General features: G+C 73.1%; 11 protein-coding genes and 3 tRNA genes. 8 read left to right on the top strand and 6 right to left on the bottom strand.

Going from position 1 to position 12,075, the window contains the following annotated elements:
• From C7C46_RS25015 to C7C46_RS25000, 4 genes are all read left to right on the top strand, one after another.
• A partial coding sequence (locus tag C7C46_RS25015; protein ID WP_110672176.1) for an SDR family NAD(P)-dependent oxidoreductase occupies window positions 1-670 on the top strand: 670 nt, incomplete at its 5' end.
• Between the two features lie 104 nt (window positions 671-774).
• The gene (locus C7C46_RS25010) at window positions 775-2,064 is read left to right on the top strand and encodes a deoxyguanosinetriphosphate triphosphohydrolase (RefSeq protein ID WP_110672172.1); all 1,290 of its coding nucleotides are present in this window, start codon (window positions 775-777) and stop codon (window positions 2,062-2,064) included.
• Window positions 2,065-2,117: 53 nt separating this feature from the next.
• The gene (dnaG, locus tag C7C46_RS25005) at window positions 2,118-4,010 is read left to right on the top strand and encodes a DNA primase (protein ID WP_110672171.1); all 1,893 of its coding nucleotides are present in this window, start codon (window positions 2,118-2,120) and stop codon (window positions 4,008-4,010) included.
• Window positions 4,011-4,020: 10 nt separating this feature from the next.
• Window positions 4,021-5,082, top strand: a complete 1,062-nt coding sequence (locus C7C46_RS25000; protein ID WP_110672170.1) for a sigma-70 family RNA polymerase sigma factor — start codon at window positions 4,021-4,023, stop codon at window positions 5,080-5,082.
• Between the two features lie 37 nt (window positions 5,083-5,119).
• On the opposite strand, the gene gad is transcribed toward C7C46_RS25000, so the two are convergent.
• The 3 genes from gad to C7C46_RS24985 form a co-directional block, all read right to left on the bottom strand.
• Window positions 5,120-6,526, bottom strand: a complete 1,407-nt coding sequence (gene gad, locus C7C46_RS24995) for a glutamate decarboxylase (RefSeq protein WP_110672169.1) — start codon at window positions 6,524-6,526, stop codon at window positions 5,120-5,122.
• A 41-nt stretch (window positions 6,527-6,567) separates the two neighbouring features.
• On the bottom strand, window positions 6,568-8,007 hold the full coding sequence (locus tag C7C46_RS24990; protein ID WP_110672168.1) for an FGGY family carbohydrate kinase: 1,440 nt from the start codon (window positions 8,005-8,007) through the stop codon (window positions 6,568-6,570).
• 83 nt (window positions 8,008-8,090) lie between these two features.
• Complete coding sequence (locus C7C46_RS24985; protein WP_110672167.1) at window positions 8,091-8,384, bottom strand: hypothetical protein; 294 nt, start codon at window positions 8,382-8,384, stop codon at window positions 8,091-8,093.
• 298 nt (window positions 8,385-8,682) lie between these two features.
• Between C7C46_RS24985 and C7C46_RS24980 the strand changes: the two genes are divergently transcribed.
• Both C7C46_RS24980 and C7C46_RS24975 read left to right on the top strand, forming a co-directional pair.
• Window positions 8,683-8,755: transfer RNA gene (locus tag C7C46_RS24980), tRNA-Asn, on the top strand.
• 49 nt (window positions 8,756-8,804) lie between these two features.
• Window positions 8,805-8,877, top strand: a tRNA-Asn gene (locus C7C46_RS24975).
• 68 nt (window positions 8,878-8,945) lie between these two features.
• Here the strand turns inward: C7C46_RS24975 and C7C46_RS24970 are convergent.
• Both C7C46_RS24970 and C7C46_RS24965 read right to left on the bottom strand, forming a co-directional pair.
• Window positions 8,946-9,731, bottom strand: coding sequence for a trypsin-like serine peptidase (locus C7C46_RS24970; protein WP_110672166.1), 786 nt, complete (start codon window positions 9,729-9,731; stop codon window positions 8,946-8,948).
• Between the two features lie 99 nt (window positions 9,732-9,830).
• Window positions 9,831-10,703 (bottom strand): trypsin-like serine peptidase, encoded by an 873-nt coding sequence (locus C7C46_RS24965; protein WP_245984850.1) that lies wholly within the window; start codon window positions 10,701-10,703, stop codon window positions 9,831-9,833.
• Window positions 10,704-10,991: 288 nt separating this feature from the next.
• Between C7C46_RS24965 and C7C46_RS24960 the strand changes: the two genes are divergently transcribed.
• Together C7C46_RS24960 and C7C46_RS24955 are read left to right on the top strand one after the other, a co-directional pair.
• Window positions 10,992-11,068: transfer RNA gene (locus C7C46_RS24960), tRNA-Ile, on the top strand.
• A gap of 232 nt (window positions 11,069-11,300) precedes the next feature.
• A complete protein-coding gene (locus tag C7C46_RS24955; RefSeq protein ID WP_110672165.1) occupies window positions 11,301-11,621 on the top strand; it encodes a hypothetical protein in 321 nt (106 codons plus the stop codon).
• 154 nt (window positions 11,622-11,775) lie between these two features.
• On the opposite strand, the gene C7C46_RS24950 is transcribed toward C7C46_RS24955, so the two are convergent.
• Window positions 11,776-12,057 carry a hypothetical protein gene (locus C7C46_RS24950; RefSeq protein WP_110672164.1) on the bottom strand — a complete coding sequence of 94 codons (282 nt, stop codon included), beginning with the start codon at window positions 12,055-12,057 and terminating at the stop codon, window positions 11,776-11,778.
• Window positions 12,058-12,075 lie beyond the last annotated feature (18 nt).

Raw genomic sequence — 12,075 nt, 5'->3', positions numbered from 1 at the left:
ATCTAGCCCTGTAGTACTAGTCGACCGGATCGCGGCCGAGCAGGCCGGGCGGCTCGACCTCCTGGTCAACTGTGTGTGGGGCGGGGATCCGCTGACCGACTGGGAGCACCCGCTGTGGGAGCAGGACCTGGAGACCGGCCTCCGGCTGGTCCGGCAGGCGGTGGAGACCCACGTGATCACCAGCCGGTTCGCGCTACCGCTCCTGGTCGCCCGCGGGACGGGCCTGGTCGTGGAGGTCACCGACGGCAACACCGCCCGCTACCGGGGCTCGTTCTTCTACGACCTCGCCAAGTCGGCGGTGATCCGTCTCGCCGTGGCCCAGGCTGCCGAGCTGAAGCCGCACGGCATCGCGGCCGTAGCGATCACCCCCGGCTTCCTGCGCTCGGAGGCGATGCTGGAGAACTTCGGCGTCACCGAGGCCAACTGGCGGGACGGCGCGGCCCAGGACCCGAACTTCGCCCACTCCGAGACCCCGGCCTACCTGGGGCGGGCGGTCGTCGCGCTGGCCGCCGACCCCGACATCATGGCCCGGAGCGGCCGGGCCCTGGCCACCTGGGACCTGTACCCGGAGTACGGGTTCACCGACGTCGACGGCACCCAGCCGGACTGGTCCGCGCATTGGGCCGACTCCCTGGAGGCGCAGTACGGGCCGCTCGGAGAGCCGCTGTGACGCTCGGGGTCACCTGACGGGACAGCGCGGTCAGCCTGCGGTACAGCCGGGTGCTGCCTGGCCTCCCCCTGTTCGTCAGCCGGGCGGCGTACCGTGACATCCCTATGGACCATTACCCGGAGCGCCACCTGGACCACTACGACGAGCATGCCGAGGCCCGCTGGGTGCCGGAGCCGGACAAGCGCCCCGGCCGCACCGCCTTCCAGCGCGACCGGGCCCGGGTGCTGCATTCCGCGGCGCTGCGCCGGCTGGCCGGCACCACCCAGGTGGTCGCCCCGATGCGCAGCGACTTCCCCCGCACCCGCCTCACCCACTCCCTCGAATGCGCCCAGGTGGGCCGTGAGTTGGGCGCCGCCCTCGGCTGCGACCCGGACCTGGTGGAGACCGCCTGCCTGTCCCACGACCTCGGCCACCCCCCGTTCGGGCACACCGGCGAGCAGGCCCTGGACCAGGCCGCCGAGGCCTGCGGTGGTTTCGAGGGCAACGCCCAGTCGCTGCGCATCCTGACCCGCCTGGAGCCCAAGCGGTTCGCCCCCGCCGAGGAGGAGCCCGCCCGGCTGGCCCCCTGGCCAGGCCGCAGCGTCGGCCTCAACCTGACCCGCGCCGCCCTGGACGCCGCCACCAAGTACCCCTGGCCGCGCGGCGCCCACCCCAGCGACCCCGGCTCCACCAAGTTCGGGGTCTACGTCGACGACCTGCCGCTCTTCCGCTGGCTGCGGTCCGGCGCCCCGCAGGACCGCAAGTGCTTCGAGGCCACCGTGATGGACTGGGCGGACGACGTCGCCTACTCCACCCACGACGTGGAGGACGGCCTGTACGCCGGCCACATCGACCCCGCCGCGCTGCGCAGCCCCGAGGAGCGGTCCGAACTCTTCAAGGTGGCCGACCGGTACGCGCCGGGCACCGAGCCCGACGCCTTCGGCGCCGCGCTGGACCGTCTGCAGGCCCAGGAGTGGTGGCCCGCCGGCTACGACGGCTCGCCGCGCGGCCGGGCCGGCCTCAAGGACCTGACCAGCCAGCTGATCGGCCGGTTCTGCCTGGCCGCCGAGCGGGCCACCCGGGCCCGGTACGGCCCGGGCCCGCTGACCAGGTACGAGGCCGAGCTGGTGGTGCCCGGGGAGGTGCGGCTGGAGTGCGCGGTGCTCAAGGCGGTCGCGGTCCGCTACGTGATGCAGCGCGCCGAGCAGGCCGAGCTGCGCGCCCAGCAGCGGATCGTGATCGCCGAGCTGGCCGCCAAGCTCGCCGCTGCCGACCCGGCCGAGCTGGACCCGGTCTTCGCCGCCCAGTACGCCCACGCCACCGACGACGCGGGCGCGCAGCGCGCCGTGATCGACCAGATCGCCTCGCTCACCGACGCCTCGGCGCTGGCCTGGCACGCCCGGCTGGTCGGATAACGGAGCCCTGCCGTGCCCGGGGAAACGGCCTCGGCAACCCGTACACTTCCCAGGTGGCGGGACGGATCCGGGATGAAGACGTGCAGGCGGTGCGCAGTGCGCTGCCGATCGACGTGGTCGTGGGCGACTACGTGCAGCTCGCCAACGGCGGCGGCGGTCAGCTGAAGGGCGTCTGCCCCTTCCACGACGAGAAGTCCGCCTCCTTCTACGTCAGCCCCAGCAAGGGCGTCTTCCACTGCTTCGGCTGCCAGGAGAGCGGTGACACGATCTCCTTCCTGATGAAGATCGAGCACTTCTCCTTCGCCGAGGCGGTGGAGCGGATGGCGGCCCAGGCCAACATCACGCTGCGCTACGAGGAGGGCGGCTACAACACCCGCGGGCAGCAGGGGGAGCGGACCAGGCTGGTCGAGGCGCACAAGGTGGCCGCGGCCTGGTACCGGGAGCAGTTGGAGACTCCGGAGGGTGAGATCGGCCGGGCCTTCCTGGCCGAGCGCGGCTTCGACGCCGAGGCGGCCGCCCGGTTCGGGGTCGGCTACGCCCCCGCCGGCTGGGAGCACTTGGTCCGCTACCTGCGCGGCAAGGGGTTCACCGACAAGGAAGTCCTGCAGGGCGGCCTGGCCTCGCAGGGACAGCGCGGCGGCCTGATCGACCGGTTCCGCGGCCGGCTGGTCTGGCCGATCCGGGACGCGGCCGGCGAGGTGGTCGGCTTCGGCGCCCGCCGGCTGCGCGAGGACGACAACGGTCCCAAGTACCTCAACACCCCCGAGACCCCGATCTACAAGAAGTCGCACGTCCTGTACGGCATCGACCTGGCCAAGAAGGAGATCGCCAAGGCCGGGCGGGCCGTGGTGGTCGAGGGCTACACCGATGTGATGGCCTGTCACCTGGTCGGCGTCACCACGGCGGTGGCCACCTGCGGCACCGCCTTCGCCGAGGACCACATCAAGATCATCCGCCGGCTGCTGATGGACACCTCCTCCTACCGCGGCGAGACGGTCTTCACCTTCGACGGCGACGCGGCCGGCCAGAAGGCCGCGCTGCGCGCTTTCGAGGACGACCAGAAGTTCGCCGCCCGGACCTCGATCGCGATCACCCCCGGCGGCATGGACCCGTGCGAACTGCGCCTGGCCAAGGGCGATGAGGCGGTCCGCGAGCTGATCGAGAACCCGGTGCCGCTGTTCGAGTTCGCGCTGCGCTCCACGGTGGCCCGGCACCGGGTGGACGCGGCCGAGGGCCGGGCCGCCGCGCTGGAGGAGGCGGCGCCGATCGTCGCCAAGATCAAGGACCCCTCCATCCGGCACGAGTACGCGGTCCAACTGGCCGGTCTGCTGGGCATCCTGGACGAGCAGTTCGTGGTCCGCCGGGTGGCCCAGATCTCCCGCTGGCAGCGCGAGTCGCCGCAGCAGGGCAACCGGATGCGCACCCCGGCGCCCGCGCCGCAGCCGGCTCGGCCCGCGTTCCGCCTCGACCCGCGCGACCCGGCCGGCTTCGTCGAACGTGAGCTGATCAAACTGGCCCTGCAGTACCCGGAGTTGGTCAGTCCGGCATTCGACCAGTACGGCGAGGACGAGTTCACCGCCCCGCCCTACGCTGCCGTGCGCCGCGCCATCGGCCGGGCCGGCGGCGCCGCCTACGGGGCGAGCGTGCCGAACTTCCTGGCGCTCGTGCAGGAGGCTGCCGAGGACAGCCAGATCCGTGGCCTGGTCACCGAGTTGACGGTGGAGCCGATCCGCACCCGGCGCAAGCCGGACGCCCTGTACGCGGGGGAGTTCCTGGTCCGGCTGCGCCGGGCCGCGGTGCAGCGCCGGGTGACCGAGGTGCGCGGCCAGCTGCAGCGGCTCGGCAACCGGGTCAGCCCCGAGGAACTTGCCCCAGTGCAGCAGGAGTTGTGGGCCCTTCAGCAGTACGACGACAACTTGAAGACCCGGGGCGCCGCCGGCCTGTAGCGGCGGGAGTGTGGCGTACCCCACACTGAAAGGGTCTCAGTCCGTCGGTGTCGGTGGAGGGTGGGGCCCGTTGGAGAGTGCCAGACCGGTCGAGGAGCCGCTCGACGAGGAGCTCGAGGACGACGCGCCCGCCCCCGAGCCCGCCAGGTCCGAGTCCACCGGGCCGGCCGCCGACCTGTTCCGCCAGTACCTGCGCGAGATCGGCCGGATCCGGCTGCTCACCGCCGTCGAGGAGGTGGAGCTGGCCCGGCAGGTGGAGGCCGGGCTGTTCGCCGAGGAGCGGCTGATGGCCGACAGCACGTCCGACGGTCCGCTCGCCTACGACCTGGACCTGCTGGTGGTGCAGGGCCGGATCGCCAAGCGCCGGCTGATCGAGGCCAACCTGCGCCTGGTGGTCTCGGTGGCCAAGCGCTTCGTCGGCCGCGGGCTGACCATGCTGGACCTGGTCCAGGAGGGCAACCTGGGCCTGATCCGGGCGGTGGAGAAGTTCGACTACACCCGCGGCTACAAGTTCTCCACCTACGCGACCTGGTGGATCCGGCAGGCGATGAGCCGGGCGCTGGCCGACCAGGCCCGCACCATCCGGGTCCCCGTGCACGTGGTCGAGCTGATCAACCGGGTGCTGCGGCTGCAGCGCCGACTGCTCCAGGAGCGCGGCAGCGAGCCCACCGCGGCCGAGCTCGGACAACTGCTGGAGCTGTCCGAGGCCCGGGTGCGCGAGGTGCTGCGGCTGGCCCAGGAGCCGATCTCGCTGCACGTGCCGATCGGCGAGGAGGAGGACGTGGCGCTCGGCGACCTGATCGAGGACGCGGACGCCGCCGAACCCGCCGAGAGCGCCGCCTTCCTGCTGCTGCGCGAGCACCTGGAGGCGGTGCTGGCCACCCTGGGGGAGCGCGAGCGCAAGGTGGTCGAGCTGCGCTACGGCCTGGCCGACGGGCGTCCGCGGACTCTGGAGGAGATCGGCGAGCTGTTCGGCGTCACCCGCGAGCGGATCCGCCAGATCGAGGCGAAGACCCTCTCGCGGCTGCGCGCCAATGCCTTCGCCGACCAGCTGCGGGGGTACCTGGACTGACCGGCCCCCGGCGCCCGCGGTGCGGCGGAGCCGGTCGTCAGTGGTGGAACCCGGTGTCCGCCCTGACCCCGCGGTCCTGCAACGGCCCCGGTTGCGCCTGGAGTTCGGGCAGCAGCCGGGCCAGGTCCGCCAGCAGCAGGTCGGCCAGGTCCAGGGAGAAGCCGTTGCGGCAGACCACCCGCAGCACGGACAGGTCGGTGCGGTTCGCCGGGAAGGTGTAGGCCGGCACCTGCCAGCCGCGCTCGCGCAGCCGGCGGGACACGTCGAAGACGTCGAAGGCGGTCACCTCCTCGGCCACCGTGAAGGCGAAGACCGGCAGTTGGTCGCCGCGGGTGAGCAGCCGGAAGGCGCCCAGCTTCTCGATCCCGGCGGCCAGGTGGCGGGCCACGTGGCGGGAGGACTGCTGGACCGCGCGGTAGCCCTCGAAGCCGAGCCGCAGGAAGTTGTAGTACTGGGCCACCACTTCGGCGCCGGGGCGGGAGAAGTTGAGCGCGAAGGTGGGCATGTCGCCGCCCAGGTAGTTGACCTTGAAGACCAGCTCCTCGGGCAGCGCCTCCCTGTCCCGCCACAGCGCCCAGCCGACCCCGGGGTAGACCAGGCCGTACTTGTGGCCGCTGGTGTTGATCGAGGCCACCCGGGGCAGCTGGAAGTCCCAGGCCAGGTCCTGGTCCAGGAACGGCGCCACCATGGCGCCGGAGGCGCCGTCCACGTGCACGGGGATGTCCAGGCCGGTGCGCCGCTGCAACTCGTCGAGCGCCGCGCAGATCTCGGCGATCGGCTCGTAGGAGCCGTCGAAGGTGGAGCCGAGCACCCCGACCACGCCGATGGTGTTCTCGTCGCACAGCGCCAGCGCCGAGCCGGCGTCCAGGTGGAACCGCTCGCCGTCCATCGGGGCCAGCCGGCACTCCACCTCCCAGAAGTTGGCGAACTTCTCCCAGCAGACCTGGACGTTGGCGCCCATCACCAGGTTCGGTCTGGCCCCGGCGTCGTAGCGGGCCTGGTTGCGCCGCATCCAGCGCCGCTTGAGCGCCAGGCCCGCCAGCATGCAGGCCTCGCTGGAGCCGGTGGTGGAGCAGCCCACCGCCTGGTCCGGATCGGGCGCGTGCCACAGGTGGGCCAGGATCGACACGCACCGCCGTTCCAACTCGGCGGTCTGCGGGTACTCGTCCTTGTCGATCATGTTCTTGTCGGAGCACTCGGCCATCAGCCGATCGGCCTGCTCCTCCATCGAGGTGGTCACGAAGGTGGCCAGGTTGAGCTTGGCGTTGCCGTCCAGCATCAGCTCGTCGTGGATCAGCTCGTAGGCCACGTGCGGCGGCAGCGGGTGGTGGTGCAGTTGGTGCTTGGGCGGTGCCTCGCGCATCGCGCCGATCGGATCGGCCTCACCCAGCAGGGCGTTGACGCTCAGTCGGTGGTCGGCACTGTGCCCATGGTGCAACGGCATACCGGAGAAGCCCTTCGCGGCGACGGGTCGGGCTTGTCACGCTAGGCCATCTCTCCCAGTTCAGGGTGCGTTTGATCGCGCACCACGCCGTACTGCTGACGAACCGCCTGACCCATCGTCAGGTGCTCCGCCGCCGGCTCGACGGTGACCGCCCCGGGCAGCTCCCAGTGCGGCGGTTCGGCGGTGCCGGCCAGCGCCCAGGCTGCCTGCCGGGCCGCGCCGCGCGCCGCGTGGTCGCCGGCCGGCGGGATCACCACGGGCACCCCGAACAGCTGCGAGCCCACCTCGCGCACCGCGGGCAGCCGGCCCACCGCGCCGAGCAGCACCACCCGACGGATCGTCACCCCGCGCGAGCGCAGCGCGTCCAGCGCGTCGGCGATGTTGCAGAGCATGCCCTCCACCGCCGCGCGGGCCAGGTGCTCGGGGACCATCGACTCGACCCGCAGGCCGTGCAGGGTGCCGGCGGCGTTGGGCAGCCTGGGGGTCCGCTCACCGTCCAGGTAGGGCAGGAAGACCAGGCCGTAGGCGCCGGGGGTGGAGCGCAGCGCCAGCTCGCTGAGCCCGGGCAGGTCGGTGCCCAGCAGGGCGGCGGTGGAACGCAGGACCTGGGCGGCGTTGAGCGTGCCGACCATCGGCAGGTGCTTGCCGGTGGCGTCGGCGAACGAGGAGACGATGCCGCTGGGGTCCACCACCGGCTGCTCGCTGACCGCGAAGACGGTGCCGGAGGAGCCGAGCGAGACCACCGCATCGCCCGGGCCCAGACCCAGGCCCAGGGCGGCGGCCATGTTGTCCCCGGTGCCGGCCGAGATCAGCAGGCCCTCGGGGGTGTGCCCGGCCGGTTCGCCCGGGCCGAGCACCTCGGGCAGCCGCAGCAGTTCGTGGCCGAGAGCCAGCTTGACCAGGTCCTGCCGGTACTCGCCGGTGATCGGCGACCAGTAGCCGGTGCCGGAGGCGTCGCCGCGGTCGGTGGTGCGCCGCTGCGGGTGGCCGAGCAGTTGCCAGACCAGCCAGTCGTGCGGCAGCAGCACCTCGGCGATCCGCCGCGCGCTGGCCGGCTCGAACTCAGCCAGCCAGCGCAGCTTCGCGATGGTGTAGGTGGCGGCCGGCACCGCGCCGATCGCCTCGGTCCAGGCGGCGGGGCCACCGAGCGCGTCCACCAGGTGCGCGGCGGCGCCCGAGGAGCGCGGATCGGTCCACAGCAGCGCCGGGCGGACCAGCACCCCGCCGGCGTCCAGCCCGATCATGCTGTGCTGCTGGGCGGCCACGCCGATCGCCCGGACCCCCTCCAGCAGACCGCCGGTGGCCGCCTCGCCGAGCGAGTGCAGCCAGGACTGCGGGTCCGCCTCCGTGGTGCGGGCGCGGGACGCCTCCGACTCCGGGTGCGGCGCCTTGCCCGCGCGCAGCACCTCACCGGTGTCCGTGTCACACGCGACGATCCGGGTGCGAGTGGTCGAGCTGTCGATTCCCGCGACGATGGCCATGTGGAGATCATGCCGCAGCCGGTGCCCGGGCATCGAGCGGCTGCGCCAAGTGTTGCCCACCCGCGATGGTGGTGACCGTCCGGTTACGAGCGCACCGTGCCCCAGCTGTCGTCCTGCTGGCGGCGGTTGAAGTACGGCACCCGCTCGGTGACCGCGTTCGGCAGCTTCTCGCCGACCTTGTCGGTCACCACCTCGACCGCGCGCCCGGCAGCGTGGCCGGCCGACTCCCTGGCCCGCTGGGTGGCGTCCTGCACCCGCGGGTTGGCGGCCACCCGCTGGGCGGCCGCGGCGATCTGCTCGTAGCGCTGTCGGCCGGCCCGTGCTCCCAGCACGTAGCCGGCCGCAGCCCCCATCATGAACGACAGCTTCCACTTCATCTTCCGGCCTCCACCCTCGTCTGCGGCACTGTGCCGCGGTGCCCTACCCGTCCCGGCCGCCGGCGAACCTCCCGGTCCGGCGGACGGCGCGGTGCCCCCAGCATCCCCGGCGGGCGGCCCGGGCGCCCGGCGGGCGCGCCGAGCGGGCGGGCGGGAGGGCGACCGGGCGGGCGTCGGGCGAGGTGAGCGGGGTCGGGGCCGGGCCCGGGCGGGAAAGCGATTGGCGGAGCACCCCCCTGGATGCGCTAATGTATGTCCCGCAGCGAGCACCTCACGGTGCCCGCAGCAGCCAACACAATCCCCCATAGCTCAATTGGCAGAGCAGCCGACTGTTAATCGGCAGGTTATTGGTTCGAGTCCAATTGGGGGAGCGCAGGAACTGAGTCGGCCTCAGGTCGTCCCGGTCCCTGGCAGGTGCAGTCCTCCATAGCTCAATTGGCAGAGCAGCCGACTGTTAATCGGCAGGTTATTGGTTCGAGTCCAATTGGAGGAGCTTGCTTCGACGCCCCCCGGCCCAGGCCGGGGGGCGTTCGTCGTTCCCGGCGCCGCGGGCGGGCCGGCTCAGCCGGTGGCCCGCCGGTAGAGCGCGAGCACCCGGTCGTCGAAGCTCACGCTGTAGGAGACGTCGGGGGTGTCGCCGCCCTGCTGGTAGCCGCCGATCACGCCGACCAGTTCGCCCTGGTCGGTCAGCCACGGGCTGCCGCTGGTGCCGTCGGGGAAGCCGCCGCAGTCGAACCGCTGCTGGGTCGAGCTCTGCGCACTGGTCCGGGTGGTGCAGGTCACCGGGGTCTCGTGGTCGTACGGGTAGCCGGTGACGGTGACCGGCAGGTTGAAGCCGCGGTTCACCCCGATCCGGTTGCCGCCCACCGCGTCCTCTATCCGCCGCCCGTCGCTGGGGCGCACGCTGAGGAAGGCCACGTCGTACTCGGGGTCGCCGGAGTCCTGCCAGTGCTGGTCCACGGTGACCTTGTCCACCGCCCACTCGCCGAGCGGGGTGGCGCCGTCGCGGTAGCCGGGGGCGAAGGTCAGCCCGTCCACCGGGCCGACCCCGGCGGTGTAGACGCAGTGCGCGGCGGTGACCAGCAGGTCGCGGTCGGGGCTGTCCACCACGCTGGCGGTGCACGAGCGCTGGTTGTTCTGGGCGGGCAGGCGCAGCACCCCGATCCGCTGGGCGGCGGAGTCCGCGGGTGCCGTGGCGGCGGTCAGCGCGGGGCCCGGGTGGGCGCCGTGGGCGCTCGGGGTGCAGCCGGTCAGCGCCAGCGCGGGTGCCAGCGCCAGGTAGAGCACCGGGGCCGTGCCCGCCCGCCGGCTCGTCCGGGTGGGCGCAGCCGTCCGCCGCCGAGCCATCCGCCACCTCTCAGGTCCTGTCCGGCACGCGGTGCGCCGGATGTCGGACCAAGCTCTACCAGGCGGGCCCCGGCCGACGCCAGGGAGGCGGTGGCGGCGTCAGCTGGTGGCGCGGTCGTAGAGCGCCTGTACCGGGTCGCCGAAGTAGCTGCTGTACGAGGTGTCGGGGGTGTCGCCGCCCTGCTGGTAGCCGCCGATCACGCCGACCACCACGCCGGTCCTGGTGGCGGGGTCGAAGCCGGTCACCCAGGGGCTGCCGCTGGTGCCGCCGGTGTAGGCCGGACAGTCGATCCGCAGCTGGGTGCTGCTCTGCTCGGTGGTGGTGTTCACGCAGGTGATCGGGGCGTCGGCCGAGCTGGGGTAGCCGGTGAGCTTGACCGGCAGCTGGTAGCCCTTGTCGATGCCCAGCTTGTTGGCGCCGATCACCTGCTGGACCTGCTTGCCGTTCTGCGGCTGGACCACGGCGAAGGCCACGTCCAGGTCGGGGTTGCCGTTGGCGGCCCAGCTCTGGTCCACGGTGATCGCGGCCAGCGGCCAGACCCCGTTGGGTGCCTCGCCGCTGCGGTAGCCGGGGACGAAGACCAGGTCGTTGCGCTGGCCGATGCCCGGGTCGTAGACGCAGTGCGCGGCGGTCACGATCAGGTTCTGCCCGGCGCTGTCCACCACGCTGGCGGTGCAGAAGTGGTCGCCCGAGGAGTCGTTGGTGAAGACGGCGCCGATCAGCGCGTTGACCGCGGTGGGGGAGGCGGTGCGGGTGGTGCCCTTGTGCTTGTCGAAGGCGGCCAGGAAGCGGTCCCGGTTCCAGCCGTGGCCGCCGGGGCTGTCGCTCGGCGCGGCAGGTGAGCCGTCGGCCGGGGTGGTGACCCAGAGCGGGCTGCTGCTGCCGGCCGCACTGCCGCCGGCGGAGCCGCAGCCGCTGACGGCGGCCAGCACCGCCAGCGCCAGGGCGGGCCTGAACTTGCGCGCCGTCATGGGGACTCCCTCCAGCACCGGTTGCCCCTCAGCTTCACCCGACCGGCCGCGGTCCGCCACCGCTCCGCGGCCGCACCACCGGCGGCCGCCGGCCGCGGCACGCTGCTCGGGCGCCGCCGGGGCGGACCGATCGGGGCCTCGGGAGCGCACTCCTGGTGCGCCCCCCTGGTGCGCCCCCGGCGCGCATCACGGCTGATCGACCGGATATGCTGCCCGAGGCGGCCCGGCAGGGCCGTCTGTGCTGCGACGGAAGGGCCACGCGAGTGGCTGGTCCGCCGCGGTGGGTTCGGGGCGGTAGCTCAGCCGGTTAGAGCAGGGGACTCATAATCCCTGGGTCGTGGGTTCGAGTCCCACCCGCCCTACCAACGCGGTACGGATCGACGCGGTGCGGTCGCTCCGGCGGGGCAGGCAGCTTCCGACAGGGAGAACCCTAGGGCACCGGGTGTGCGGGGTGGCGGCGGCCGGCTGATAGTTCACTCGTTCGGTAGGGCCTTTGTGGCACCGTCTTGACGATTCGTCGGAAGAATATCGGCCGTACGGTGGATCCCGGGCCCATTGGGTTGCCTACGTACCATCGCTCTGTGTGATCGTTTGGCCATGCGCCGAACCGTACTCACCGTGATGCTCGCCGCCGCCACCCTGACCGGGGTGGCCGCCGCGCCCGCCCAGGCCGCCACCGGTCAGGTGGTGGTGTACTCCACCCAGCTGGAGCCGCTGACGGTCTACCAGGACCCGCAGGGCTGCACCCAACTGCCGCCGTTCGCCCACGTGCTGAACAACCAGACCGACGCCACGGTGACGGTGTACGCCGACCGCTGGTGCACCCTGCCGTTCACGGAGAACGCGCTGACCCTCGGGCAGCTGGCCCCCGGCTACGGGACGCACGTGACCGGGGCGGGCAGCTTCCGGGCTCCGTGACGGTAGGCCAGGGGCCGGTGGGCCCAGGCGGCCGTGCCCGTGGTGCAGCCACCGAAGAAGTGCGCCGGCAGGTCCCCGGGCGGCAGGTCGGCCCGGGGGCCTGCTGTCCGGTGTCCCGGGCGAGCAGGGCAGCGCCCGCGGGCCCCCCGGGCGGTCAGCGCAGGCGGCGGGTCAGCCACTCCGCGCCGCGCAGCACGGCCAGGCGGCGGCGGGCCCGGGCGGAGTTGCCGCGGGACTGGCCCGGGACGCGGCCCGGCGGGGTGGCCGCCAGGGCGGCCAGGCGCTCGGCGGCGCGGGCCAGTTCGGCGAGCAGGCGCTTGCGGCGGCCCGGGTCGGCGGTGTGGAGGAGGGCGGCGTGCAGCCCCTCGATCTCGGCGACTGCGGCGGCCAGGCGCAGCGCGGCGGCGTCGGTGGACCTGTGGTCCCCCCGGTTCATGGTGGGCGAAGTTCCTTC

Origin of the sequence: Streptomyces tateyamensis (assembly GCF_003205575.1) — a bacterium.
Taxonomy (GTDB): Bacteria; Actinomycetota; Actinomycetes; order Streptomycetales; family Streptomycetaceae; genus Kitasatospora; species Kitasatospora tateyamensis.
The sequence above is the reverse complement of the archived record's forward strand: the minus strand, read 5'-3'. Positions and strand labels throughout refer to the sequence as shown.